Below are 25,253 nucleotides of genomic sequence, written 5' to 3' on the forward strand. Positions count from 1 at the left end.
TGGACGGTCGCCTCCACAGCTGTACGCACGACGGTCCTGCCAGCGCGGTCCGTCGCGAACCGCCGCCAGGGGGCGGCGTGGAAGGGGACCCATGATCGCGGTCAACGGACCGGCGGTCGTCGCGGACGACGTGTCGATCGAGTACCGGGGCGGACGGGGGTCCGAGTCGATCCGAGCGGTCGACGGGGTCAGCCTGACGGTGCGGCAGGGCGAGATCCTCGCGCTGCTCGGTGAGTCGGGGTCGGGCAAGTCGACCTTCGCCGCCGCGATCGCGGGGCAGCTCGGGTCGCACGGCGAGGGTGACGGTGCGCTGCGCCGGCACATCGTCGGGGGCGAACTGACCGTCCTCGGCCAGAAGACCCGCGGCCTGCGCGGTTCGTCCCGCAAGCTCGAGCGACTGAGCGGCCGCATCGGCTACCTGCCACAGGACGGCGCCGACCGGCTCAGCCCGGACCTCACCGTCGGCGAGGCCATCGCCGAACCGATCTACCAGCGCGATCGCCGCTTCGGCCGCAAGGAAGCGGGACTGATCGTCGCGCGCCTGGTCGACGCCGTGCACCTGCCGCTCGGCGTGATGCGGCTGAACACCTGGGAACTCTCCAGCGGACAGCGGCAGCGTGTCGCCCTGGCGCGGGCACTCGTGCTCGAACCCCAGCTCCTGGTCGCCGACGAACCCGCTCGCGGCGTCGACGTGCTCGTGCGCCAGTCGGTGCTCGAGGCCCTGGCGACCCTGCAGCGCAACCGGCAGTTCTCCGCCGTCGTGGTGTCCAGCGACCTGCGCGAAGCCGGCGCCCTGGCCGACCGCGTCGCCGTGATGGCCGATGCCCGGCTGGTCGGCCTCGGCACCTTCGACGAGGTCCTCGACAACCCCGTCGACCCCTACGTCAAGACCCTGGCCGCGACCGCGGCCCGCGGCGTGAAGCGCCGCCCGGCACCCACCGCCCCGCGCCGCTCGACGGCGCCGCGCCGACCGGTCGCCGCCGGCACGGGCCCCCGCACGGACCGACAGGAGAACAAGTGAGCACCGCCACCCGAGGCCACCGCGCCGTCGTCCCCACGTCCGGCGCCCCGCTGCCGATCGGCGCCCCGCAGTCCGGCGCCGTCGCCGTGCTGCCGGAGCCGACCGACCTGCACGTCACCGCGGTGACCGAGGCCGGCGGGACCGTCGCGCCGCTCGACGCGGACACCCGCGGGCTCGTCTGGCTGGACCCCCGCGACCCGTCCGGCCTGGCGGACGCGCTCGACGCCGCACCGGGGATCGGCTGGGTGCAACTGCCGTTCGCCGGGGTCGACGCCTTCGCGCACCTCATCCAGGAGCACGGGGACCGCGTGCTCTTCACCTCGGCGAAGGGCGCGTACGCGGAGCCCGTCGCCGAGCACGCCCTGGCGCTGACGCTCGGGACGCTGCGGGTCCTGCAGAAGCGCGCTCGTGCACACTCGTGGGCCACCGAGCCCGAGGGTGTGTCGCTGTACGGCCGGAACGTCGTCGTCATCGGCGCCGGCGGGATCGCGCTCGAGTACATCCGTCTGCTCGCCCCGTTCGACGTCGACGTCACCGTGGTGCGTCGCTCGACCGACCCGGTGGACGGCGCATCGCGCACCGTCACCACCGACCAGCTCGACGAGGTCCTGCCCGACGCGGACGTCGTGATGATCGCGGCGGCCATGACCTCGGGCACCGCCAAGCTCTTCGGCGAGCGGCAGTTCGCGATCATGAAGCCCTCCGCCCGGCTCGTCAACATCGCCCGCGGGGGACTCGTCGACACCGACGCGCTGGTCGAGGCCCTGCGCACCGGTGCGATCGCGGCGGCGGGGCTCGACGTCACCGACCCCGAGCCGTTGCCCGACGGCCACCCGCTCTGGTCCGAGTCCGGCGCGGTCATCACGCCGCACCAGGCGGACACCCCGGAGATGGTCGCGCCGCTGCTCGCCGAGCGGGTGCGACTCAACACCACGGCGTTCCTGGCCGGAACGGGCGAGGGGTTCGTCGGCGTCGTCGACCCGGTCGCCGGGTACTGACGCGGTGCCGCCTGGCGTGGCCGGAGCGCGGCGCGCCCGGGCGGCGTGTCCGATGCGGTGAGGGGCCCCGCGGTCCTGCTATGCTGTTACCCGTTGTTCGCACGACATTCGCCAGCGGACAGTGATCCTCGATAGCTCAATTGGCAGAGCAGCCGGCTGTTAACCGGCAGGTTGTTGGTTCGAGTCCAACTCGGGGAGCGTCTGGCCCGGATCCCCACGGATCCGGGCCTTTTGCGTGTGTCCGCGACGCGACGGGTCGTGCAGCCGGCTCGCCTGCTCCGCTCGGACGCGCTGCTAGCCTGAACCAGTCCCCAGATCCCGGAAGGCCACCGTTCGATGTCGTTGACCCGCGAGCCCGTCACCGGGCGCATGGTCGACGTGCGGACCGAGCCAGTCCTCTGGCGCGCGAACCGGGTGTTGTCCTCCCCGATCGCGTTCGTGGTCGTGCTCGTCGCGTTCCTGCTGGTCAGCTTCTTGTTCGCCGTCACCATCCACGTGCCGGCGTCGGCCGCACCGGACGAGCGGCGGCACATCGGCAACATCCTGCTCTACGCGGCGCGCCCCTGGACGGACGGACCGTTCCTGCACGACGTCAAGGCGTCGACGCTGTGGCTCGGCGAGGTCACGCGCTTCCCGGCGTACCTGTACTACTACCTGATGTCCTTCCCGGCGAAGGGGGCGCAGGCGCTCGGGCTCGACTACGAGCACACCGTCATGGTGCTCCGGAGCATCGACGTCCTCGCCGCCGGGGCCGGTCTGGTCGCCCTCCGAGCGATGTTCCGGAACGCCGGGGTCCCGAGCGCGATCGGGCTCCTCGCCATCATCGCGACGGCCTTCACCGGTCGGTACGCCTGGCAGGCCGCGACGATCAGCTACGACGCGCCGTCGATGGCAGCGTTCTTCCTCTTCGCCGCCGTCGCCGTCAAGGTCGCGCGTGACGGGGGGCTCCGCACGCTCGCCTGGCTGGTCGTCACCGCGATGCTCGCGCTGATGCTCAAGTACTCCCAGGCGCCACTGATCCTCGCCGGGGCGTTCTTCGCGATCCTCTTCCGGTACCGGGTCGACGGCTTCTCGTGGCTGCGGAACCCCGTCCGGCGCGCGGTCGCGGGATTCCGGAGTCGGCCGGGGCGCTCGATCGTGCTCGTCGTCGTCGGTGCCGCGCTCCTCGCCCTCGTCCTCGAGCGCTTCGGTGTGAACCTGCTCGTCTACCGGGCGCTGAACCCGGACTGCGCGGAGATCCACAGCCGTGCTGCGTGCATGAACTTCGGGATCTTCCGCCGGAACTACAACGCCGTCCGGGCCCACGACCTGGCCGTGGTCAACGGCACGCTCGAGCCGTTCCACCCCCTGGCGTTCCTGTGGATGTGGATCACGACGTACTTCCGGTCGCTGTTCTTCTTCTGGGGTCCGTCGCTGGCCTGGCGCCCGAACCTCGGCGTCGTCGTGTTCGGAGCGGCGGCCTCGCTCGCTGCCGTCGCGATCGCCGTCACCCAGCTGCGTCGGGTCCTCCGGTCGGCCTCGATGTGTTGGTTGGCCACCGTGCCCATCGCCTACACGGTGGCGGTCCTGTGCTTCAACGCCGCGACCGCCGTGAACCTCCGGCAGGACTTCGCGTTCTCCGGCAGGTACCTGCTCCCGGTGATGCCGATGATCGTCGCGGTCATCCTGCTCGCGGTGTCGTCGTGGCTCCGCGGACTGCGCGGACGGGGGGCGACGATCGCCTGGGTGGCCACGATCGCGGTCGGCGTCGTGCTGTTCGCGTTCTACAACCCGATCAGCGCGTTCTTCCCGTACGCCGACTCGGCTGCCTGGTACTCAAGCTGGGCTCGTGCGGTGTTGCCCCACTGGCTGACCGGACTCGACACGTGACCGGGTCGTCGCGCCTCCGGACCGTCGTCGTCCTCGCCCTGACCGTCCTCTTCTTCGTGGTCATCGGTGTCGCCGCGTTCGCACGCACCGGCGGAACCAGCGCGGGGGAACGCCGGGTGGATTCGTGCACGGTCCGCATCGCGCCGCAACCCGGTTCGGTGACGACGTGCTCGGACCAGGACCTCGCCGGCGCGGACTTCGCCACCGAGGACCTCCGTCTCGCGGACCTGCGCGGTGCCGACCTCCGTGGCGCGGACCTCGGGGCGAGCGTCCTGTTCGGTGCGGACCTGCGCGGTGCCGACCTCCGTGGTGCGGACCTGCACGGCGTCGACCTGTACGCCGTCGACCTGACCGGAGCGGACCTGCGCGACGCTGACCTCACCGGTGCCGACCTGTCGGGTGCCGACATCAGTGCGGCGCGCATCGACGGCGTCGACCTCACCGATGCGCGGATCGCCGGGATGACGGTCCGCGGCACGCCACTCGAGCTCGCGGACCGAGCACTCCGCAGCACCGACGGCCGGCCGCTGACCGTGCCCATCCGTCTCGACCTGCCGCGCGGCGTGACGTCGACCAGTTGCGTCCGGCAAGAGGTCCAGGCACCGGTGGGCGCGACCGAGGTGCGGTGTCGCATGAGCACCGAGGCACGCAGCGGCGGCCGGCTCGACCAGCGCGCGACCATCACCGTCACCGGTCCGACGCGCTGAGCGGCGGTCGCGCGGCACTCCTTCACGGAGGAAGCTGTTAGCGTTCACAGGTGCTCCGATCCCACCCGCCTCGCGCCGTGCTCCTCGGCGCGCTGCTCGCGGCGGTCATCGCGCCCGTGCTGGTCGGGTGCAGTGGTGCCGGACCCGACACCGATGCGTCAGAGGAGCCCACGAGCTCGGAGACCGGGCTCGGGTCGGGTGCCTCGCCGGTCGTGTTCGCTTTCGTGTGCGACGACGGCGACCGCGAGACCTACACGACGTACTCGGCGGTGTGGGAGGACGAGCGGACGTCGTGCACCGCGAAGCGGCTCACGGGCTCGGTGCCGTCGACGCAGCAGCAGGCCGCGGTCGACGCGACCCGCGGTGACGCCACCCTCGTCGAGCTCGCGAGCACCTGCGCCGTGACCGGCACGGACCCGTGGACGTCGGCCGTGGCCAACGACGGCGCAGCACACCTCGCCGCCGGCCTCCTGCAGTACTGCCCGGGGCACCCGGAGACCGACCACCTGCGCGACGCGCTGTCGACGTACCGGAGCTGAGCCGGGCCTCCCGGTCGACCGACGGGACCGACAGAACCGACAGGACCGACAGGACCGATGGGACCGACGCGCGGGAGGCGTCCGGCGTCAGCCCTCGGGGTGGTCGCGACCCGGCAGCCACGACTGGCCGGGGCCGCCCCAGCTGTTCTTGCGGATGGCCTTGGCGACCTGCTTGCCGTAGGGGTGCACCAGGCGGTCGGCGTAGAGCCAGCCGTCCAGGTGGTCGTACTCGTGCTGGAAGATCCGCGCGAGCCAGCCGTCGGCCCGGACCTCGAACGGTTCGCCGTGCTCGTCGAACGCGCGGAGCAGTGCGCTGCCGGAGCGTCGGAGCGGGAAGCGCTCGCCCGGCACGGACAGGCAGCCCTCGGACTCGTCGTCCTCGTCGAGCTCGTCGACCGACTCCGGGACCGGCGGGCTGATCCAGAGGACGGGATTCACGGCGGCGGCCCGGTGGAGGACGTCGTCGTCGTCGGTGTACGAGTACACGAACAGGCGCTTGCCGACGCCGACCTGGGGTCCGGCCAGCCCGACGCCGGGGGCGAGGTCCATGGTCTCGAACATGTCGGCGACGAGGGAACGGAGGTCGTCATCGAACTCGGTGACCTCGGCTGCACGCTCGTGCAGGACGGGTTCGCCGGTGATGCGGATCGGGAGAACGGCCATTCACCCAGGTTATCCGGCGGTGGACGGTAGCCTCGACGCGTGACGACGGACCTCCAGCTGCCCGACGCAGTGAACCTGACGCCGTTCCAGGCGCTCATGATCCCCGTCGCGCTCATCGGTGCGGTGTTCCTGTCGCTGGGAGCGCAGTTCCAGAGCCGGGGCGTGCAGCGGGTCGAGGCGCGGCTGGGGCGGCAGTCGAAGGGACTGAGCGTCCGGCACGTCGTGGGCCTGGTCTCGAGCGGCTACTGGGTGCTCGGCACGCTGATGCTCGGCATCGCCGTCGTGCTGCAGCTCATCAGCATCACGTACGCGCCGCTCATCGTCGTGCAGCCGCTCGGGGCGGTCGCGCTCGTGATCACCACATGGTTCTCCTCCCGGTCGTCGGGCGTGCCGCTGGGCCGTCGGGCGAAGCGTGCGGTGTGGACCTGCATCATCGGTGTCGCGATCTTCGTCGGCATCGCGGCGTTCGTCGGGCACGAGAGCGCGATCACCCGGCAGCAGCTGGTGACCGTCCTGATCATCCTGGCCGTGGTGCTCGTGCTGGTGCTCGTGTCGTTCCGACTCGTGGCCAAGCACAAGAGCGCGCTCTACTACATCGTCGGCGCGGGCATCCTCTACGGGTTCGTCGCGACGCTCGCCAAGGTCGTGCTGAACCGGTTCGTGAACGGCACGTTCGATTGGTTGACGGTCCTGGCGATCATCGGGGTGGTCGTCGCGGCGTCGCTCGGCGGGTACTTCGTGCAGAACGCGTACTCGGCTGGTTCGGCGGACCTCGTCATCGCGGGGCTGACCGTGATCGACCCGATCGTCGCCGTCGGGATCGGCGTGGTCGTCCTCGACGAGGCGTCCGGGGCACCATGGGGTGCGGTCGCCGGGTTCGTGGTCGCGGCCGGCATCGCGATCACCGGGGTGTTCCTGCTCGCCAAGCACCACCCGCAGACCCGCGCCTGACCGCGGACGGGCGCGGCGCAGCGCCGTCGCCCCGTCACCCCGTCACCCCGCGGTAGCACGGGGTCCTCCGCGCGGCTGACGCGGCCGCCGAACCAGGTGCGGTACCGTCGGCAGTCCGACCAGCAATCGCCCACGAGAGGACGACGCCAGCCGTGTCAGGAGACGTCACCACCGCCACCGCCGAACCGACGGGTGCGACGGGCGGACACCGACCCTTGCGCATCCTGATCGCCGCGGACACCTTCCCGCCGGACGTCAACGGCGCCGCCACCTTCGCCGAGCAGCTCGCCGTCGGCCTGGCCGAGCGCGGGCACGAGGTCCACGTCGTCGCCCCGGCCTCGAGCCGCAACTACGGCACCTTCGACGAGGAACACCAGGGCGTGACCCTCGTCGTGCACCGCCTGAAGTCGTACAAGTGGCCGCTGCACGCCTGGCTCCGCTTCGTGTGGCCGTGGAGCGTCAAGAAGTGGACCGGGCCGATCCTCGACGCCGTCAAGCCCGACGTCCTGCACATCCAGTCGCACGTCGTCATCGGTCGCGGGATCGTCCCCGAGGCGAACGCGCGCGGCATCCGGGTCATCGCGACGAACCACTTCATGCCCGAGAACCTGCTCGAGTACACGCCGTTCGGCAAGTGGACGCTGCCCATCGCGCTGAAGATCGCGTGGAGCGACGCCGCGAAGACCTACCGGCTCGCCGACACCATCACGACGCCGACGAACCTGGCCGCCGACTACCTGCGGAAGGCCATCGCCGGACAGCGGGTGCTCGCGATCTCGTGCGGGATCGACGCGTCGCGGTACGTCGCGCGCGACGGGCGTCCGGTCAACAACGACATCGTGTTCGTCGGCCGCGTGGCACCGGAGAAGAACCTCGACGTGCTCGTGCGCGCCGTGGCGCTGCTGCCCGGTTCGCTCGCGGCGACCCTGACGATCGTCGGCGACGGCGAGATGATCCCGAAGCTGACCGCCCTGGCGAAGGAGCTCGGGCTCGAGGACCGCGTCCGGTTCCTCGGGTTCGTCTCGGACGAGGCCAAGCGCACCGCCCTGACGAACGGCACGGTGTTCGCGATGCCCTCCACCGCCGAGCTGCAGAGCATCTCGTCGCTCGAGGCCATGGCGTCCGGGCTGCCGGTCGTCGCCGCGGACTCGATGGCGCTGCCCCACCTGATCGACGGCAACGGGTACCTGTTCACCCCCGGCGACGAACACGACCTCGCCGCCAAGCTCGAGGCGGTGCTCACGGCATCGGAAGCGGAGTACACGGCCATGCGGGAGCGCAGTTCGGCCATGATCGAGGCACACGACATCAACCGCACGCTCACGACGTTCGAGGCGCTGTATCGTGGGGAACCGGTGGCCTGAGGGTCGTCGAGGGGCGGTAGCCAAGCTGGTCAAGGCAGTCGGCTCATAACCGAACGATTCGCGGGTTCAAGTCCCGCCCGCCCTACGTGCACCTGCCGAGAAAGCGCGACACACCGCAGCAAGAGGACCACAGCCCGACGCCGAACGTGACGTTCGAGGTGACCCGGGGTGGCACCGGCGTGCGCGTCAACGCCTTCCGCATCGGGTTCATGGGTGCCATCGGTGTGCTCGTCGCGCTGCTCGCCGGCACCATCATCGGCGAACTCAGCACCGTCTTGGTCTACATCGGGGTCGCGCTGTTCCTGGCGCTCGGCATCGACCCGCTCGTGTCGTTCCTCGAGCGACTCATCCCGCGGTGGGCGGCGATCACCGTCGTCGTCGTGGGGGTCCTGGCAGTGTTCGCCGGCGTCGTCTTCGCGGTCGTCCCGATCCTGGTCGAGCAGGCGACGAACCTCATCCAGAACTTCCCCGAGGTCGTCGACGACATCTCGAAGCAGCAGTGGGTGCAGGACCTGTCGAAGCAGTTCGCCGGGTCGTTCGACATCGACCACGCGCTCGAGTCGGTGCAGTCCTTCGTCGAGAACCCGGGCAACCTGCTCAGCGTCGGCGGCGGCATCCTGGCGGTCGGCAGCGGCATCCTGTCGGGGCTCACCGGCGTGCTCATCGTCCTCATCCTGATGCTCTACTTCCTCGCGTCGATGCGGGGCATGAAGCGCGCGGCGTCCCGGTTCGTGCCGGCGTCCCGCCGCGAGAACTTCATCGACGTCAGTGAGCAGATCATCCAGGCGGTCGGTCGGTACGTCGTCGGCCAGGTGTCGCAGGCGCTCATCAACGGCATCCTGAGCCTGGTGTTCCTGCTCATCATCGGTGCGCCGCTGCCGGTGCTGCTGGCGTCGTTCGCGTTCCTCGGCTCGCTCATCCCGCTCGTCGGCACCCTCGGCGCCGCGGTCGTCATCTCGCTGCTCTGCCTGTTCGCGTCGCCCGCGACCGCCCTCGCCGCGGCGATCTACTACCTCGTCTACATGCAGGTCGAGGCGTACCTCATCTCGCCGCGCATCATGTCGCGTGCCGTGCAGGTGCCCGGAGCCCTCGTGGTCATCGCCGCGGTGGCCGGTGGCACGATCGGCGGCGTGCTCGGTGCCCTGGTCGCCCTGCCCGTCGCCGCGTCGATCATCATCATCGTGCAGAAGGTCATCTACCCGCGGCAGGAGCAGGCGTGACGGACGGCTTCGCCGACCACGTCGCGGAACGTGATCGCTGGGCACGCGGTCCCCGTGGCCCGCTGGCCCTCGTGAACGCCCAGCACGTCGACCACCCGCAGTCGGTGTGGCCGGTCCCCGGCACCTGGGCACCGACGGTCGGAGGCCTCGCGGTGACGGCCGCCGCCACTGACGGTGTCGTCGTGGACGGCGTCCCGGTCGACGGCACGGTGCTGGTCGCCGGTGACACCGCCGTGGTGCCGTCCGCCGTCGCGTTCCCCGACGGCTTCGCGGGTACGGTGTCCGGCTCGACGTTGCGCGTCTGGGATCCAGCGGCGGAGCCGATCCACCGCTTCGCGCGCATCGCCCGGTTCGACCGGTCCGACGACTGGGTGGCTTCCGGCACGTACGTCCCGCTGGACGCCGGTGCGGGCGACGACCAGGAGGCCCGTGGCAGCGTCCTCGACGCCGCCGGCGACGCCCTGCCGGTCGCCGGGCACATCGAGACGGCCGTCGGCAGCACGACCATGCGGTTCGTCGCGGTCCGGTCTGCGGCGTTCCGGGGTGCTCCGCGACTGCAGCTCATCGTGCAGGACGCCACGAGCGCCCTCGCCGAGGACGACGCCGGCAGCACGTACTCGATGGGCCGCTTCCTGTACCTCGACGACCCTGGCACCGCGGGCACGGTCGAGCTCGACTGGAACCTGCTCGTGCTGCCGCCCTGCGCGTTCTCGTACCAGTTCGCCTGCCCGATCCCGCCGGCCGAGAACCGCGTGCCCGTGCCGATCACGGCGGGGGAGCGGCACCCCGTCGACGCTGCGGGCACCGTCCTGCACTGAACCGGACCGCGCTCGGCGGGGTCCTTGCCGTTCCCAGCCGGAACGCTGCATAATGGGCGTGTCCTGTCCGGACATCACAATCGCATACCGAATGGTTCCGCGGCTCACCGCCGCTCGGATCCTCCGCACCAGGTCGATGGGGAAGTCGCACCTGACGTATCGGAGGAACCGTGAACGGAACGACGACAGGAGTGCTCTACGTGCACTCCTCACCCCGCGCGCTCTGCCCGCACGTCGAATGGGCAGCAGGTCGCGCGATGAACCGTGCCGTGAACTTCTCGTGGCTCGACCAGCCGGCACAGGACGGTGCCCGGCGGACCGAGTTCACCTGGACCGGCGCTGTCGGTGCCGGTGCCGCGATCGCCTCCGCGCTGCGTGGCTGGGAGCACCTGCGCTACGAGGTGACCGAGGAACCGACGACCGAGTCCGACGGTGGCCGCTGGATGCACACGCCTGACCTCGGCGTCTTCTACGCGCAGACCGACGTGACCGGGAACATGGTCATCCCCGAGGACCGCGTCCGCTACGCCATGGAGGTCGCGGGCAGCAACGCGCTCGAACTCCACCGTGAGCTCCGGCTCGCGCTCGGACAGGCCTGGGACGACGAGCTCGAGCCCTTCCGCCACGCGGCCGAGGGCAACCCCGTCGTCTGGTTGCACCGCGTCGGCTGAGACTCGGGCCGCGCTGGCCGAGACTCGGCCTGTGCGACAGTCCTCGCGGCCCGTCGCGCGGGAGGTGTCGCTCACCGCGAGACTCGTGCCGGGCACTCCGACCGGCACTGGAACGACGGAAGCCCGCCCCGACGACGCGGGACGGGCCTCCTGGCAGGGTGCGACGGATCAGACGCTGCGGAACGCGACCACGGCGTTGTGGCCGCCGAAGCCGAACGAGTTGCTCACCGCGAGCAGGCCACCGTCGGGCAGTGCGCGCGGCTCGCGCGCGACGTCCATGACGATCTCCGGGTCCTGGTCGTTGAGGTTGATCGTCGGCGGCGCGACACGGTTGTGCAGCGCGAGGACCGTGAACGCGGCCTCGATCGCACCGGCGCCACCGAGCAGGTGACCCGTCGACGCCTTGGTCGCCGACACGACGATGTCGTCGAGGTGGTCGCCGAAGACGCGGCGCATGGCGTGGTACTCGGCGACGTCGCCGACCGGGGTCGAGGTGGCGTGCGCGTTGACGTGCACCACGTCCTCGCGGCTGGCACCGGCGTGGTCGAGGGCCTGCAGGACCGCACGGGCGGCCGCGCTGCCCTCGGGGTCCGGTGCCGTGATGTGGAACGCGTCCGAGGTGATGCCGGCGCCGGCGACCTCGGCGTAGATGTTCGCACCGCGGGCCTCGGCGTGCTCCTTCGACTCGAGGATGAGCGCCGCGGCGCCGTCACCGAGGACGAAGCCGTCACGGGTGACGTCGTACGGGCGCGACGCGGTCTCGGGGGAGTCGTTGCGGCGCGACAGGGCCTGCATCGCCGCGAACGCCGCCAGGGGCAGCGGGTGCAGTGCGGCCTCGGCGCCACCGGTGATGACGATGTCGGCGTCCCCGTCAGCGACGTGGCGGTACGCCTCGGCCAGGGACTCGGTCGACGAGGCGCAGGCCGACAGGTAGGTGCGGGCGCCGCCGCGGGCGCCGAACTCCATCTCGATGGCAGCGGCCGGACCGTTCGCCATGAGCATGGGGACCGTCATCGGCAGGACCCGACGCGGGCCCTTCTCGCGCAGGGTGTCCCAGGCGTCGAGCAGGGTGTTCACGCCACCGATGCCGGTCGCCCAGTCGACGATGAGGCGCTCGGGGACGACGGACTCGGCGTCGATGCCGGCGTCGGCCCACGCCTCACGCGCCGCGACGAGCGACAGCTGCGACGAGGGGTCCAGGCGCTTCGACTCGGGGCGGGTGAGCTGGTCGGTGAGGAACCGACGTGCCTGGCCGGCGAACTCCACGGGGAGCTCGAGTTCGGCGTAGCGCGGGTCCTCGATGCGGGTGATGCCGGACTTGCCGGCGAGCAGCGCGTCCCACGTTTCCGGGGCAGTCGCGGCGAGGGGTGAGATCGCACCGATCCCGGTGACGACGACGGTCTTCTTGGTCATGGAACGACGGTTCTTTCGTTGGGGAACAAGATGAGCGCCGCGGCCGACGGTGACCGCTGGCCGCGGCGCTCAGGAAGCTCGTGTCAGGCCTGGGCCTTGACGATGTAGTCGACCGCGTTGCCCACGGTCTTGAGGTTCTTGACCTCTTCGTCCGGGATCTTCACGTCGAACTTCTCCTCGGCGTTGACCACGATGGTCATCATCGAGATGGAGTCGATGTCGAGGTCGTCCGTGAAGGACTTGTCGGCGGCGACGGTGTCGGTGGCGATACCGGTCTCGTCGTTGATCAGCTCGGCCAGGCCGGCGAGGACTTCTTCGTTGGACAGGGCCATGAGTTTCTCCTTGAGGGGGGTGTCGTTTGACCGTGGACCAGCCTAGGGCACGCAGCGTGCTCGCGCCCGGAGACTCGTCGGGGTGGTCGCTGGTCGCGCGGGATGCGCGGCCGGGTGGGTTCGGGTTCGCCGGTCGGGCGAGTCAGGGGAGCACGACGACCTGGGCGCCGAACACGAGCCCGGCACCGAAGCCGATCTGCAGGGCGAGCCCGCCGGACAGCTCAGGGTGTTCCTCGAGCAGGCGGTGGGTGGCGAGCGGGATGCTCGCGGCGGAGGTGTTGCCGGTGGTGGTGATGTCACGGGCGATCGTGACCGACTCGGGCAGGCCGAGCTGCTTCGCGAACTCGTCGATGATGCGGATGTTCGCCTGGTGCGGCACGAACGCCGCGAGGTCCTCCGGTCGGACACCGGCGGTCTCGAGCGCTTCGCGGGCGACCTTCACCATCTCCCACACGGCCCAGCGGAAGACCGTCTGGCCCGCCTGGCGCATGGTCGGGCGGGGCGCACCGGCTTCCCACTCGTTGTAGGTCGCCGTCATGCCGATAGCGTCCCACTTCGAGCCGTCCGAGCCCCAGATGGTCGGGGCGATGCCGGGGAAGTCGCTCGGGCCGACGACGGCCGCGCCGGCACCGTCGCCGAGCAGGAACGAGATCGAACGGTCGGTCGGGTCGACCACGTCGCTGAGCTTCTCGGCCCCGACGACCAGGACGTGGTCGGCGAGTCCGGACTTGATGAACGAGTCGGCCTGGGCGATGCCGTAGGCGTACCCGGCGCAGGCGGCGCTGATGTCGTACGCGGCGGCGGGCGTCGCGCCGATCCGCTCGGCGAGCAGCGACGCCATCGACGGCGTCGCGACGGTGTGCGTCACGGTGCTGACCAGCACGACACCGATCTGGTCGGGGGACAGGCCGGCCTTCTCGATCGCCTCGCGCGCGGCGGTCTCGGCGAGGTCGACGGCCTCGACGTCCTTGCCGGCGCGCTTGCGGGTGATGATCCCGGTGCGCTGGCGGATCCACTCGTCGGACGAGTCGATCGGGCCGACGAGGTCGTCGTTCGGCACCACGTTCTCGCCGCGGGCGGCGCCGAACGCCAGGATGCGGGTGAACTCGTGGCCGCGGCGCTGGGAGAGTGCGGGGCGTTCGGTCATGCGGATGCGTCTGCTTCCTGGCCCGCGCGCTGCAGCAGGTCGATCGCTGCGGGCAGGTCCTCGGGGGTCTTGATGGCGACGGACGGCGTGCCGCGCAGGCCGCGCTTCGCCAGGCCGACGAGGGCACCGGCCGGCGCGAGCTCGATGATGCCGGTGACCCCGGCGGCCGCGAACGACTCCATCACGGCGTCCCAGTGCACGGGGCTCGCGATCTGCTGGACCATCAGGTCGACGAAGCGGCGACCGTCGTCGAGCCGTGAACCGTCCGCGTTGGTCCAGATCGGCAGGGTCGGGTCCTGCACCGTGGCGGCCGCGGCGACCGGGGCCACGCGCTCGACCGCGGGCGCCATGAAGTGGGTGTGGAACGCACCGGCGACCGCGAGCGGGATCACGCGCGCCTTGGCGGGCGGGTCGGCGACGAGCGCGGCGATGCCGGCGGCCGTGCCGGCGACCACGGTCTGGCCGCCACCGTTGTGGTTCGCGGGGACGAGCCCGTGCGACTGCAGTGCTGCGGCGACCGCGTCGGCGTCGCCACCGAGCACGGCGGCCATCGAGGTCGCTTCGAGGGCAGCGGCGTCCGCCATGGCCCGGCCGCGCTCGGCGACGAGCGACACGGCGTCGGTGGGCTCGAGGACCCCGGCGACCGCGGCGGCGGTGAACTCGCCGACCGAGTGCCCGGCGACCCCGCCGACCAGCGCACGGCGGCCGTCGGCCAGCAGGGCGTCGGCGGTCACGAGACCGGCGGCGACGATGAGGGGCTGCGCGAGCGCCGTGTCCTTGATGGTGTCGGCGTCCGACGTGGTGCCGTGTGCGGCGAGGTCCACCCCGATCGACTCGGACCACTGCCCGACACGTTCACGAACGGCGGCGTCCTCGAGCCAGGGGGCGAGGAAGCCGGGGGTCTGGGAGCCCTGTCCGGGCGCGACGACGACGATCACCGGACAATCCTGTCGCTCATGCACCGCGGGGCCCGTGTGGGCTTCCCACACGAAACCCCGCGTGACATTGTCGGTTCCCTACCGGCGTGGGGTGATCCGGCGACGACCCGTGGCCGATTCGGACATCGCGCCGAGGATCAGGGCCGACTGCACGATCAGGGCGTCCCGAGCGTGCGTGGCGTCCCACCCGATGATGTCCGCGACGCGGCGTAGGCGGTAGCGGACGGTGTTCGGGTGCACGAAGAGCTCCCGCGCCGTCGCCTCGAGCGACCGACCGGTGTCCAGGTAGCACCACAGGGTCTGCAGGAGCTCGGTGGACTGGTCCTTGAGCGGCACGTAGATGCGCTGCACCAGGGCGGACCGGGCGAGCGGGTCGCCGGCCAGGGCGCGTTCGGGCAGCAGGTCGTCGGCCAGCGCCGGACGGGGGACCCCGCGCCATGCCCGCGCGACGGCGAACCCGGCGAGGGCTGCCTTCGCGCTGGTCGACGCGTCGACGACCCCGGGGACCTCGTTGCCGAGCACCAGGTGGCCCTCGCCGAACAGCGGCTCGAGCGCCTGCGCGATGGCCGTGAACGAGACCGGGTCCTCGCCCTCGGGCACGTCGTCCCGCGGGGTCGAGCGCCCGATCACCACGACGAGCCGCGAGCCCTGCACGCCGACGAGCACGTCGGCGTCCATGTGGCGGGCGGTGCGGCGGACCTGGTCGACCTCGAGCTGCTTCGGCGCCGTGCCGACGAGCACCGCGACCTCGCCGTGCCCGTGCCACCCGAGGGCCGCGATGCGGGACGGCAGCTCGTCGTCGTACTCGCCCGACAGGATCGAGTCGACCACGAGCGCTTCGAGTCGGGCGTCCCACAGCCCGCGGGCCTCGGCCGCCCGGGCGTAGACGTCCGCCGCCGCGAAGGCGATGTCCCGCGAGTACTTCAGGATCGCTTCCTGCAGCATCTCGTCGTCGGCGGCGCGTTCCTCGACCACCGTGACGACCACCCGGATGAGCTGCAGGGTCTGCTGCAGGCTCACCGAGCGCAGCAGCTCACGCGGGGCTGAACCGAAGACGTCGGCCGCGGCGATCCACGGCGTCGACGCGGTGCCCTCGAGCCAGCTGATGAACGAGGTGATGCCCGCCTGGGCGACGAGGCCCACGGCGGAGCGGCGCCCCGGCGGCATCTCGCTGTACCAGGGGAGGGTGTCCTCGAGCCGCTTGATCGTGGCGGTGGAGAGTTCTCCGGACACCTGACGGAGCCAGGAGAGCGCCCGCTCGCGCGCGCTCTCCTGGCTCTGGGCCTTCGACAGGCCCTCGGTGTCCGGCTGGACTGGCGTCACCTGCTGATCAGCTCTCGCCGCCCGCGCTGCCCGTGGTGCCGGCGGTCACGTCGTGCAGGCGGTACTTGTCGATCGCCTGCTGGACGAGTGCGCCGTCGACCTTGCCCTGGCGGGCGAGCTGCTGCAGCGTCCGCACGACGACCGAGGGGCCGTCGATGTGGAAGAAGCGGCGAGCGGCCGGACGGGTGTCCGAGAAGCCGAAGCCGTCGGCGCCGAGCGTGGCGTAGTCGGTCGGCACGAACGGGCGGATCTGCTCCTGCACCTGGTGCATGAAGTCGCTGACGGCGACGACCGGCCCCTCGGTGGCGAGCAGGCGCTCGGTGACGTACGGCGTGCGCGGCGACTCGTTCGGGTTGAGGAACGCGTGCTGCTCCGCGTCGAGACCGTCGCGGTACAGCTCACCCCAGCTCGTGACGCTCCAGACGTCGGCGGAGACGCCCCAGTCCTCGGCGAGGAGCTGCTGCGCCTCGAGGATCCACGGCACGGCCACACCGGACGCGAGCAGCTGGGCCTTCGGGCCGTCGTGCTCGCTCGGCTTGAGCAGGTACATGCCCTTGACGATCCCGTCGACGTCGATGCCCTCGGGCTCGGCCGGCTGGACGATCGGCTCGTTGTAGACCGTCAGGTAGTACATGACGTTCGGGTCGCTGTGCTTCGGCGAGCCGTCCTCGTTCGTGCCGTACATCCGGTCGAGGCCGGCCTGCACGATGTGCCCGATCTCGTACCCGTACGCGGGGTCGTACGCCACCACGGCCGGGTTCGTCGTCGCGAGGAGCAGCGAGTGGCCGTCGGCGTGCTGCAGGCCCTCACCCGTCAGGGTGGTGCGACCGGCGGTGGCGCCGATCATGAAGCCACGAGCCATCTGGTCGCCCGCCGCCCAGATCGCGTCACCCGTGCGCTGGAACCCGAACATCGAGTAGAAGACGTAGACCGGGATGAGCGGTTCGCCCTGCGTCGAGTACGAGGTACCGACCGCGGTGAACGCCGCCAGGGCGCCCGCCTCGTTGATGCCGACGTGGATGATCTGGCCCTGCGGGCTCTCCTTGTAGGCCAGCAGGAGCTCGCGGTCGACCGACGTGTAGTGCTGGCCGTTCGGGTTGTAGATCTTCGCCGACGGGAAGTAGGCGTCCATGCCGAACGTGCGTGCCTCGTCCGGGATGATCGGGACGACGCGGTCGCCGAAGTCCGGGGAGCGGAGCAGGTCCTTCAGCAGTCGGGCGAACGCCATGGTGGTGGCGATCTCCTGCTTGCCGGAGCCCTTCTTCACGACCTGGTACTTCGAGTCCTCGGGCAGGGTGATCGAGGTGTACTTCGTGCGACGCTCCGGCACGTAGCCGCCGAGCGCCTGACGACGCTCGTGCATGTACTGGATCGCCTCGTCGTCGTTGCCCGGGTGGTAGTACGGCGGCGTGTAGGGGTTCTCCTCCAGCTGCGCGTCGGTGACCGGGATGCGCATCTCGTCACGGAACTGCTTGAGGTTGTCGAGCGTGAGCTTCTTCATCTGGTGGGTCGCGTTGCGGCCCTCGAAGCTCGGGCCGAGGCCGTAGCCCTTGACCGTCTTCGCCAGGATGACCGTCGGCTGGCCCTTGTGCTCGGTCGCGGCCTTGAACGCGGCGTAGACCTTGCGGTAGTCGTGGCCACCGCGCTTGAGGTTCCAGACCTGGTCGTCGCTGTAGCCCTCGATGAGCTCGAGCGCCTTCGGGTCGCGCCCGAAGAAGTTCTCGCGGACGTACGCGCCGTTCTCGGCCTTGTACGTCTGGTAGTCGCCGTCCGGCGTCTGGTTCATCAGGTTGAGCAGCGCGCCCTCGGTGTCGCGGGCGAGCAGGTCGTCCCACTCACGCCCCCAGACGACCTTGATGACGTTCCAGCCCGCACCGCGGAAGAACGCCTCGAGCTCCTGGATGATCTTGCCGTTGCCGCGCACCGGACCGTCGAGCCGCTGCAGGTTGCAGTTGATCACGAAGTTCAGGTTGTCGAGGCCGTCGTTCGCGGCGACCTGGAGCTGTCCGCGCGACTCGACCTCGTCCATCTCGCCGTCGCCGAGGAACGCCCAGACCTGCTGGTCAGAGGCGTCCTTGATGCCGCGGTTGGTCAGGTACTTGGCCTGCTGCGCCTGGTAGATCGCGTTGATCGGGCCGATGCCCATCGACACGGTCGGGAACTGCCAGAAGTGCGGCATGAGGCGCGGGTGCGGGTACGACGACAGGCCGCCGCCGGCGTGGGACTTCTCCTGACGGAACCCGTCGAGCTGGTCCTCGCCGAGACGCCCTTCCATGTAGGCGCGGGCGTACATGCCGGGGGAGGCGTGGCCCTGGAAGAACACCTGGTCGCCGCCGGACGCGTGGTCCTGCGCGCGGAAGAAGTGGTTGTAGCCGACCTCGTACAGCGCGGCGCTCGACGCGTACGTCGAGATGTGGCCGCCGACGCTGATGCCCGGACGCTGCGCGCGGTGCACCGTGATGGCCGCGTTCCAGCGGATCCACCGGCGGTACCGGCGCTCCAGTTCCTCGTCGCCGGGGAACTCGGGTTCGTTCTCCGGCGCGATGGTGTTCACGTAGTCCGTCGTCGGGACCATCGGCACACCGAGGTGCAGTTCCTTGGACCGCTTGAGCAGGCTCAGCATGATCTCGCGACCGCGCTGGTGTCCGTGGGTCTGGACCAATCCGTCGAGGGACTCACGCCATTCGGCGGTCTCCTGCGGGTCCTGGTCGTTCGCCCCGGTGCTGTACGGGTCCTGGTCGTTCACCGTCACCCTTGACCTCGTTCGTTCTCGTGGTGGTGGACATGGTGGCTCCGGTGGTCGGGTCACGACCGGATGGGGCCCCGTCCACTCTAGGCCCCAGCACCGACGGTGATGCTGATGGTGCGGTGCACGTGGCGGGTGCTTGCATTCGGGTGCGGTCGGCGTAGCATGGCCGATCGTGCACACGCGACCCGCGTGCGCACGGACCCGACGGGTACACCCCACACCCGAGGAAGAAGCACACGTCCCGATGGCTCTCGAGATCGGCTCTCTCGCGCCGGACTTCGAGCTCCCGAACCAGTTCGGTGAGCACGTCCGACTCAGCGACTTCCGCGGCAACCGCCCGGTCGCACTCGTCTTCTTCCCGCTCGCGTTCTCGTCGAACTGCACGAACGAGCTCTGCGCCCTGCAGGACAACGTCGCGATGTTCCAGGACCAGCGCGTCGAGCTGATCGGCATCTCGGTCGACTCCAAGGCGACGCTCCGCTCCTTCGCCGAGCTCAACGGCTACGACTTCGAGCTCCTCGCCGACTTCTGGCCGCACGGCGCGGTCTCGAAGGAGTACGGCGTCTTCCTCGAGCACAAGGGCTTCGCCACCCGCGCGACCTTCGTCATCGACGTGCAGGGGCGCATCAAGGCCTCGATCATCACCGAGCCCGGCCTGCAGCGCGACGTCGCCGAGTACAAGGCCGCGCTCGACCGCCTCGCCGCCTGCACCGCACCCGTCCCGGTCGGCTAGCGTTCCGAATCCCTCCTGCGACGCTTCCGCGTCGACAGCGGACAGGAGGCCCGGTGCACGCCATCGACACGGACGCACGTGACCGTGTGGTCACCACCGAGGCCTACGCCCCCCAGCCGGTGTCGCCCACGCCCGCCGCGTGGCACCTCCGGCGCACCGAGGTCCTGACGCCCGCCGGGCCCGTCGTGGTGCACCACCGGCCGGGTCCGGACCCGCTCCTGCTGCTGCACGGCGTCGCGGGCTCGTGGTCGACCTGGACCCCGCTGCTGACCGCGGCGCACGGCGTCGGTGACCGTGGCCTGGTGCTCGTCGACCTGCCGGGCTGGGGTTCGTCCCCGGCTCCGGAGCACCCGTTCGACCTCGACGACGTCGCGGTGGCGCTGACCGCGGTGCTCGACGGGCTCGACATCACCGCGGTGGACGTCCTCGGGCACTCGATGGGTGCCTTCGTCGGGATGCACCTGGCGGTCGTCGCGCCCCGGCTCGTGCGGTCGGTGGCCCTGGTGTCCGGAACGACCGTCGCGACCGCGGACGCCGCACGGCACCCCTTCCGAGGGCTCCGGACGCTGCCGGCGTTCACCCTGCTGCGGGCTGGCCTGTCGATCACCGGCGAGGCCGCCCGGCCGATGCTCCGGGCGCTGTCCCGCGTCGGGCTGCTGCCGCTGCTCGCCGCGCCGGTGTTCACGCACGTCCGGCAGCTCGACCGCAGCGTGCTCGACGCCTTCGTCCAGGAACTCCGGCCGACCCGGTTCACCGACGCGGCGCGGACCGCTGCGGGCTACGACCTCGACCGTTGGCGGGGGATCACCTGCCCGGTGACCGCGATCGCCGGGCGCGACGACGTGTTCGCGCGCGTCTCGGACCTCGAGGCCCTGCGGGAGCTCGTGCCGCAGGTCCGCACGCTGCTGCTCGACGACTGCGGGCACTTCGCGCACGTCGAGCACCCGGACGCCGTGGCGCGCGAGCTCGGACTCGCCTGATCCTCGCGCGGGCTGTCGTTGCGCGCGCATCTTCCGACGAAGCACGCGTCGATCGACCGGTGGACCGTCGCAACATGCACACGCACGTGATGCGTGCGCATACTGCGACAGACCACGAGTCGGTCCGCTCGTGGAACGTCGCTCGATGCACACGCACCGACACGGTCGACGGGTCAGGCGGGGACGGGGAACGTCGCCGCGACGCGGGAACGCACCTCGGCTCGCACGGCGCGACGCATCACGGGGGAGAACAGCGAGTGGTCGCCGTCCTCGACCCGCACGATCGACACCGAACCGCGCCGACCGACACCGCCGTAGCGGCGCAGGGCCTTCTGCCCGCCGAGCCGGTCGAACAGCGCGGCGTCCTCCGGGGCGGCGATCACGACGACGTCGGTGCCGTGCTCCACGAGCGGTCGGACGTGTTCGACGACGCCGCCGACGCGGTCCCGCCGGGCGATCCACTCGCGCAGGGCCTTCGGCACGACGGCGTTGTACCGCTGGCGGACCCACAGCCGACCGGCCGAGGGAGCATCGACAGCGCGGACGGCGTCCTCGTAGCTGCCCGGTGCCGCCGGCTGCCGGCGGTAGTCGTTCGGGCTGATCTCGACGACCAGGCGCGGAGCCTCGTCCGCCGACCGACCGGCGAGCCACGCACCGGCGCACATGCCGACGAGCACCAGGCGGTCCGAGGGGGTGCCGAGGTCGGCGACGACGGCGGACTGGTCCTCCACCCACTCCTGGGCGAACAGGAAGCTGCGTTCGTCCTCGCGCACGCTGGTGCTCTCGCCGGTGGCACGGCGGTCGACCCGGACGACGCGGGCGCCGTCCCGCGCGAGCGCACGGGCGAGGTCGACCTGGTAGTCGGTGGCACCGACCCGGTGTTCGGCGGCGCCGTTGTGCAGGACGACGAGCGGGGCGTCGTGGTGCTGGGCGGACGACACGGTCTCGACGGCGAACAACGCGTCGGGGCCGAGGTGGACGATGCGCTCCGACACGCGGCCGTCGACGTCCAGGACCTCGTCGAGCACGGGCGGCACCACCTGCGCCGCAGCGGTCGGCGCCCAGGCATCGAGCCAGGCGACGGCTCGGTCGACCGCGGCTCCGGGGATCCGGGCGTGGATGCTGGTGCCGTCGAGCAACTCGGCGCTGCCGGGCACTTCGACGGTCTCGACGGGTCCGAGGGACTTCGGCGCACGGGTCTCGGGCCGCACCAGCGCCACGGTCGGACCGGTGCGCGGCGCGAAGGCGAGCGCGGAGAGCGCCGTCGCCTCGTCGGGTTCGACCTCGATGCCGATCAAGCTCTCGACGCCGTCGACGACCCGCTCGCTGCCGATGGTGATCGTCGCGAGGGCACGTTGCCGACGGAGCCAGCCCCGACCGGACGCCGGGGCGTCCCAGACGAGCAGGGCGTCGGTGTCCTCCGCGGCGGCTGCGGCGACGAGGGCTGCGGAGGCGAGCCCGACGAACGCCACGTGCTGCACTCCCGACGTGCGGAGCACGGCGGCCGCGTGGCGTGCGGACCGGACCTGCGCGTCGGGGTCGGTGTCGGGTGCGCCGTCACCACGTCCGGACGGGTCGTAGCGCATCGAGGCGATGCCACGGGCCTCCAGGCGGTCTGCGAGCAGGCGGAGCGTGCGGTACGCGATCACGCCTTCCTGTCCCAGTGGCGGGCAGATGACGACGCCGGCCCGCGCCGCGGGCGGCAGCTGCACGGCGGCGCGGACGGCCGGTGAACCGGACCATCCGTGCAGCGTCGTCACAGCTCGAGTGCCGCGCGGACCGACGCCGGCCAGGCGTCGACGTCCGTGCCGTGTGCGGCGAACAGGGCGATGGTGATGCGCTCCAGGCCGAAGGCGATGCAGGCGCTGTGGGCGACCTCGCCGTCGGCGGTGCGGAGGGCGAACGAGGTGCCGAAGTGGTCCTCGTGCAGGTTCGCCGAGCTGATCGCCGTGGTCGGGTGGTCGTCGCCGTAGACCGGCGTGACGAACTCGAACTTGAGCGCCTGCTCGACCTGGTTGCGGGCGAGCATCTGCCCGACGCGGCCGAAGAACGGGTCGTTGGCGGGGACGACGTCGATCTCGAGCCCGAACGACTCGAGCAGCTCGCGCATCACCGGGATCCGGCCGTCGCGGTGCTGCTGGGCCGACGCCGGCGTGCCGATGTGCACGAACTCGTGCATGTGGAAGGCCTGCAGGCGCATCGGGTCGAGCGACGGTTCGCGGCGGAAGGAGTCGCCGACGATGTCGAAGAAACGGCCCTCCTGCGGGATCGTGTCGCCGACCAGGCCGTACACCGGGTGGCAGACCGCGGGGGTGAGCATGAGGTCGGCGGGCTCGAGGAAGCCCTCCCAGCGCTCACCCCGCTCGCGGGCGGCGAGCAGTGCCCGGTGCGTGCGGTCGTCGCCGGTGAACCCGGAGATCGACGCGGCGAGGTCCGGGAACGAGGCGATGTAGTCGGTGCGCTCGAACGCCGCGAGCGGCTCGACCGGCGGGAACCGCAGCACCTCGGCGTCGAGGTCCTGCTGGCTGCGGACGGCCGCGGCGTCGACGGCCGTGTACACGCGCTCGAACACGCCGGTGCGGCCGTACAGCCCGGGGGAGCCGAGGTCGATGAGCACGCGGTCGGCGAGCAAGCGGGTGCGGAGCGCGGCGCGCGCCGCGTCGAGGTCCGGCGCGGCGGTGGTGCTGGTGGTGGTGGGGTCCGTGATGGTCACAGGATCACTCCCGTCATGAGGGCCAGGTCGGCGTCGTTCTTGAGGAGACGGTCGTTGCTCACCATGACGGCGGCACCGTGGGCGTCTCGGAGGTGTCGGGCGATGCTCATCGGACCCGAGGCCGCGTAGCCCGCGATCCCGACGATCCGCATCGCCTTCGTGACGATGTCGGTGACGCGCTCGGACGCACCGATCTTCAGGGCGTTCGCGGCGAGGGCGTAGGCGCTCGAGGCGAGCACCTCGGGGTCGTCGGCGGCGTCGTCGAACCGCTCGGCGGCGTGCCGGACGGAGTCGGCGACGGCCTGCAGGTCGACCAGGAGCTCGGCGAGCCGGAGTGCTCCGGGCGGGGTCGTCCCGATCGCGGCGCGCGCCTGTTTGCGGACGGCGGTCCGGGCGCGCTCGCTCGCCGAGGCGGCGATGCCGAGCCACACCGAGGCCCAGAGCACGTGCGACACCGGCAGGACCGTCTGCGCCGAGATCGCGGCGTAGTCGTCGCGGAACACCCGGTCGACGGTGGTCTCGGTGTCGAGGATCCAGCCGTTGCTGCAGGTCCCGCGCAGCCCCATGGTGTCCCAGGTGGAGGTCTGCGACAGCACCATCGAGTCGGTCCGGCAGATGAGCAGCCGCTGGTCGGAGGCCGGGGCGTCCGGGTCGCGTCGGGCGGTGACGAACACCGCGTCGGCCTCGGTCGCGTACGAGATCACCGGCGCGTCCTTGCGCAGGCGGATCCGGCCGTCGTCGGTGGCCTCGATGGAGCAGGTGGAACGACGGGCGTCGCCGCCGACCCCGCGCTCCGTGGTCGCCGAGGCGACGAGCGCGCCGTCGCGGACCGCTGCGATGGTCTCGAGCACGCCGGCACCGTCGCCGCCGTGCCGCCAGAGCGCCATCACCTGGCCCTGGTGCATCGCGAAGACCATCCCGGTGGCGGCACAGGCACGCCCGAGCTCGGTGGCGATCGCGGAGAGCTCGGACACCGAGGCGCCCTCGCCACCGTGCTCGGCGGGGACGGCGGCGGCGAGCAGACCGTACTCGCGCATCGCCGCGATGGCCTCGCGCGGTGGACGGGCGTCGCGGTCGACCTCGTCCGCGAACTGCGCGGCGACCGCGGCGACGGCGGCAGCACGCTCGGCGAACCGGTCGACGACGGACGTCGCGGGGAGGGTCAGGGTCACGAGGCGAGCTCCGCAGCGGCCACGATCGACTCGACGGTGGCGAAGGTGGACCGGTTCAGGACCGAGTCGGGGAACTCGACGTCGAGCTCGGACTCGACGGCGAGCATGACGTTCACCGTGGCGTGCGACGACAGCCCGAGCGCGTACAGGTCGGCGATCGACGCGACGTCCTGCGCATCCACGGTCAGACGCCCGTGGTCGGCGAGGGCGCGGCGGACGGCCTGCTCGATCGCCGGGTCGGCGAGGGTCGCGGTGGTCGTCGACGTCGGCGCGGTCGCGCCGGAGTGCTTCGGTTCCTGGTCCATGACGGCAACGATAAGGAAGACCGGGCCTCGGGAAACCGCCGTGCGGGTGCGCGAAACCGCACGGCTGGTGCGGGGTGGGTCGACTCGGAACGACGAACTCGACGTCGTACGACATCGCGTTCGTCGTTCCGAGTCGGCAGTGCGGGCGGTGGTGCCGCCGGTGCGCCCCGTCAGCGGTCGGACAGCGCGACCGCCGTCGCGACCGCGAGCCCGCGCTCGTGCGCGAGCGACACCGCGATCGGGCCGCACCCGACCGACTCGGCCAGCGCGGCGGCGGCCCCGGTCAGCTCGACGGTCGGCGCCCCGTGCTCGTCGAGGACGATCCCCACGTCGCGCAGCGGGATCGCCTGGTCCGGCGCGGGGCGGAGGAGCTTGACCACCGCTTCCTTGCCCGCGAACCGTGCGGCCAGACGCTCCGGGTCGTCGCCCGCGTCGGTGCGCTCCCGCACGGTGAAGAGCCGGTCCAGGTACCGCTCACCGTGGGCGGAGATGCCCGCCACGACGTCCTCGACCGCAGCGAGGTCGGTGCCGGTCCGGATCGTGCCCATGGCAGCAGGCTACGCAGGTCGCGGCGGCCCCGCATGCCCGCAGCGGCATGGGCGTCGGCGGAGGTTCGTATGATCGGTG

At 71.4% G+C, this 25,253-nt stretch carries 24 protein-coding genes and 2 tRNA genes; 14 read left to right on the forward strand and 12 right to left on the reverse strand.

Translation table 11 applies throughout. From position 1 onward, the window contains the following. The first annotated feature begins 91 nt into the window (after positions 1-91). From DEJ14_RS08025 to DEJ14_RS08050, 6 genes are all read left to right on the forward strand, one after another. A complete protein-coding gene (locus DEJ14_RS08025) occupies positions 92-1,021 on the forward strand; it encodes an ATP-binding cassette domain-containing protein (protein WP_111085705.1) in 930 nt (309 codons plus the stop codon). Then, entirely contained in the window at positions 1,018-2,019 is a 1,002-nt protein-coding gene (locus DEJ14_RS08030) for a D-isomer specific 2-hydroxyacid dehydrogenase family protein (RefSeq protein WP_258373287.1), read from the forward strand. The genes DEJ14_RS08025 and DEJ14_RS08030 overlap by 4 nt, the downstream gene beginning before the upstream one ends. Before the next feature lie 125 nt (positions 2,020-2,144). After that, positions 2,145-2,217 (forward strand) — tRNA-Asn (locus DEJ14_RS08035). A 138-nt stretch (positions 2,218-2,355) separates the two neighbouring features. Beyond that, positions 2,356-3,888, forward strand: coding sequence for a hypothetical protein (locus DEJ14_RS08040; protein WP_181437564.1), 1,533 nt, complete (start codon positions 2,356-2,358; stop codon positions 3,886-3,888). After that, positions 3,885-4,595: a pentapeptide repeat-containing protein gene (locus DEJ14_RS08045; protein ID WP_181437563.1), complete on the forward strand. Its 711-nt coding sequence runs from the start codon at positions 3,885-3,887 to the stop codon at positions 4,593-4,595. Before DEJ14_RS08040 ends, DEJ14_RS08045 begins: the two co-directional genes overlap by 4 nt. 50 nt (positions 4,596-4,645) lie before the next feature. Beyond that, a complete protein-coding gene (locus tag DEJ14_RS08050; RefSeq protein ID WP_146249773.1) occupies positions 4,646-5,134 on the forward strand; it encodes a hypothetical protein in 489 nt (162 codons plus the stop codon). A gap of 87 nt (positions 5,135-5,221) precedes the next feature. On the opposite strand, the gene def is transcribed toward DEJ14_RS08050, so the two are convergent. Next, positions 5,222-5,797 (reverse strand): peptide deformylase, encoded by a 576-nt coding sequence (def, locus tag DEJ14_RS08055; protein WP_111085703.1) that lies wholly within the window; start codon positions 5,795-5,797, stop codon positions 5,222-5,224. A 39-nt stretch (positions 5,798-5,836) separates the two neighbouring features. Here def and DEJ14_RS08060 point away from each other — a divergent pair, with 39 nt between their 5' ends. From DEJ14_RS08060 to DEJ14_RS08085, 6 genes are all read left to right on the forward strand, one after another. After that, positions 5,837-6,748, forward strand: coding sequence for a DMT family transporter (locus DEJ14_RS08060; RefSeq protein ID WP_181437562.1), 912 nt, complete (start codon positions 5,837-5,839; stop codon positions 6,746-6,748). Between the two features lie 152 nt (positions 6,749-6,900). Beyond that, a complete protein-coding gene (locus DEJ14_RS08065; RefSeq protein ID WP_111085702.1) occupies positions 6,901-8,112 on the forward strand; it encodes a glycosyltransferase in 1,212 nt (403 codons plus the stop codon). A 10-nt stretch (positions 8,113-8,122) separates the two neighbouring features. Beyond that, positions 8,123-8,197, forward strand: a tRNA-Ile gene (locus tag DEJ14_RS08070). A 94-nt stretch (positions 8,198-8,291) separates the two neighbouring features. After that, complete coding sequence (locus tag DEJ14_RS08075; protein ID WP_111085718.1) at positions 8,292-9,332, forward strand: AI-2E family transporter; 1,041 nt, start codon at positions 8,292-8,294, stop codon at positions 9,330-9,332. Next, complete coding sequence (locus DEJ14_RS08080; protein ID WP_111085701.1) at positions 9,329-10,150, forward strand: DUF1684 domain-containing protein; 822 nt, start codon at positions 9,329-9,331, stop codon at positions 10,148-10,150. The genes DEJ14_RS08075 and DEJ14_RS08080 overlap by 4 nt, the downstream gene beginning before the upstream one ends. A gap of 191 nt (positions 10,151-10,341) precedes the next feature. Then, a complete protein-coding gene (locus DEJ14_RS08085) occupies positions 10,342-10,821 on the forward strand; it encodes a DUF3145 domain-containing protein (RefSeq protein WP_111085700.1) in 480 nt (159 codons plus the stop codon). A gap of 168 nt (positions 10,822-10,989) precedes the next feature. Here the strand turns inward: DEJ14_RS08085 and DEJ14_RS08090 are convergent, their stop codons facing one another. The 6 genes from DEJ14_RS08090 to aceE form a co-directional block, all read right to left on the reverse strand. Next, positions 10,990-12,234 (reverse strand): beta-ketoacyl-[acyl-carrier-protein] synthase family protein, encoded by a 1,245-nt coding sequence (locus DEJ14_RS08090; RefSeq protein ID WP_111085699.1) that lies wholly within the window; start codon positions 12,232-12,234, stop codon positions 10,990-10,992. 83 nt (positions 12,235-12,317) lie between these two features. Beyond that, positions 12,318-12,566 (reverse strand): acyl carrier protein, encoded by a 249-nt coding sequence (locus tag DEJ14_RS08095; RefSeq protein ID WP_017886710.1) that lies wholly within the window; start codon positions 12,564-12,566, stop codon positions 12,318-12,320. 142 nt (positions 12,567-12,708) lie between these two features. Beyond that, a complete protein-coding gene (locus tag DEJ14_RS08100) occupies positions 12,709-13,713 on the reverse strand; it encodes a beta-ketoacyl-ACP synthase III (RefSeq protein ID WP_111085698.1) in 1,005 nt (334 codons plus the stop codon). Beyond that, complete coding sequence (locus DEJ14_RS08105) at positions 13,710-14,651, reverse strand: ACP S-malonyltransferase (protein ID WP_111085697.1); 942 nt, start codon at positions 14,649-14,651, stop codon at positions 13,710-13,712. The genes DEJ14_RS08100 and DEJ14_RS08105 overlap by 4 nt, the downstream gene beginning before the upstream one ends. A gap of 78 nt (positions 14,652-14,729) precedes the next feature. Continuing rightward, positions 14,730-15,944 (reverse strand): PucR family transcriptional regulator, encoded by a 1,215-nt coding sequence (locus DEJ14_RS08110; RefSeq protein WP_111085717.1) that lies wholly within the window; start codon positions 15,942-15,944, stop codon positions 14,730-14,732. A 37-nt stretch (positions 15,945-15,981) separates the two neighbouring features. Next, positions 15,982-18,726, reverse strand: a complete 2,745-nt coding sequence (gene aceE, locus DEJ14_RS08115; RefSeq protein WP_111085696.1) for a pyruvate dehydrogenase (acetyl-transferring), homodimeric type — start codon at positions 18,724-18,726, stop codon at positions 15,982-15,984. A gap of 241 nt (positions 18,727-18,967) precedes the next feature. Between aceE and DEJ14_RS08120 the strand changes: the two genes are divergently transcribed. Together DEJ14_RS08120 and DEJ14_RS08125 are read left to right on the forward strand one after the other, a co-directional pair. Continuing rightward, complete coding sequence (locus DEJ14_RS08120) at positions 18,968-19,456, forward strand: peroxiredoxin (RefSeq protein ID WP_111085695.1); 489 nt, start codon at positions 18,968-18,970, stop codon at positions 19,454-19,456. 53 nt (positions 19,457-19,509) lie between these two features. Next, positions 19,510-20,436, forward strand: coding sequence for an alpha/beta fold hydrolase (locus tag DEJ14_RS08125; RefSeq protein WP_181437561.1), 927 nt, complete (start codon positions 19,510-19,512; stop codon positions 20,434-20,436). A 173-nt stretch (positions 20,437-20,609) separates the two neighbouring features. Here DEJ14_RS08125 and DEJ14_RS08130 read toward each other — a convergent pair whose 3' ends face one another. From DEJ14_RS08130 to DEJ14_RS08150, 5 genes are all read right to left on the reverse strand, one after another. Then, entirely contained in the window at positions 20,610-22,196 is a 1,587-nt protein-coding gene (locus DEJ14_RS08130) for an alpha/beta hydrolase family protein (RefSeq protein WP_111085693.1), read from the reverse strand. Then, positions 22,193-23,149: an amino acid--[acyl-carrier-protein] ligase gene (locus DEJ14_RS08135; RefSeq protein ID WP_111085692.1), complete on the reverse strand. Its 957-nt coding sequence runs from the start codon at positions 23,147-23,149 to the stop codon at positions 22,193-22,195. The genes DEJ14_RS08130 and DEJ14_RS08135 overlap by 4 nt, the downstream gene beginning before the upstream one ends. Further along, entirely contained in the window at positions 23,146-24,321 is a 1,176-nt protein-coding gene (locus DEJ14_RS08140; RefSeq protein WP_220036436.1) for an acyl-CoA dehydrogenase family protein, read from the reverse strand. Before DEJ14_RS08140 ends, DEJ14_RS08135 begins: the two co-directional genes overlap by 4 nt. Beyond that, on the reverse strand, positions 24,318-24,626 hold the full coding sequence (locus DEJ14_RS08145) for an acyl carrier protein (protein ID WP_111085691.1): 309 nt from the start codon (positions 24,624-24,626) through the stop codon (positions 24,318-24,320). The genes DEJ14_RS08140 and DEJ14_RS08145 overlap by 4 nt, the downstream gene beginning before the upstream one ends. A 170-nt stretch (positions 24,627-24,796) precedes the next feature. Continuing rightward, positions 24,797-25,174, reverse strand: coding sequence for a holo-ACP synthase (locus tag DEJ14_RS08150; protein WP_111085690.1), 378 nt, complete (start codon positions 25,172-25,174; stop codon positions 24,797-24,799). Between the last annotated feature and the right edge of the window lie 79 nt (positions 25,175-25,253).

Origin of the sequence: Curtobacterium sp. MCJR17_020, from assembly GCF_003234365.2 — a bacterium.
GTDB lineage: Bacteria > Actinomycetota > Actinomycetes > Actinomycetales > Microbacteriaceae > Curtobacterium.

Bases quoted from the DNA above. Each gene is read 5' to 3' on its own strand.
- DEJ14_RS08025 (WP_111085705.1), top strand. From the start codon at position 92: ATGATCGCGGTCAACGGACCGGCGGTCGTCGCGGACGACGTGTCGATC.
- DEJ14_RS08040 (WP_181437564.1), top strand. From the start codon at position 2,356: ATGTCGTTGACCCGCGAGCCCGTCACCGGGCGCATGGTCGACGTGCGG.
- def (WP_111085703.1), bottom strand. From the start codon at position 5,797: ATGGCCGTTCTCCCGATCCGCATCACCGGCGAACCCGTCCTGCACGAG.
- DEJ14_RS08090 (WP_111085699.1), bottom strand. From the start codon at position 12,234: ATGACCAAGAAGACCGTCGTCGTCACCGGGATCGGTGCGATCTCACCC.
- DEJ14_RS08095 (WP_017886710.1), bottom strand. From the start codon at position 12,566: ATGGCCCTGTCCAACGAAGAAGTCCTCGCCGGCCTGGCCGAGCTGATC.
- DEJ14_RS08100 (WP_111085698.1), bottom strand. From the start codon at position 13,713: ATGACCGAACGCCCCGCACTCTCCCAGCGCCGCGGCCACGAGTTCACC.
- DEJ14_RS08120 (WP_111085695.1), top strand. From the start codon at position 18,968: ATGGCTCTCGAGATCGGCTCTCTCGCGCCGGACTTCGAGCTCCCGAAC.
- DEJ14_RS08145 (WP_111085691.1), bottom strand. From the start codon at position 24,626: ATGGACCAGGAACCGAAGCACTCCGGCGCGACCGCGCCGACGTCGACG.
- DEJ14_RS08150 (WP_111085690.1), bottom strand. From the start codon at position 25,174: ATGGGCACGATCCGGACCGGCACCGACCTCGCTGCGGTCGAGGACGTC.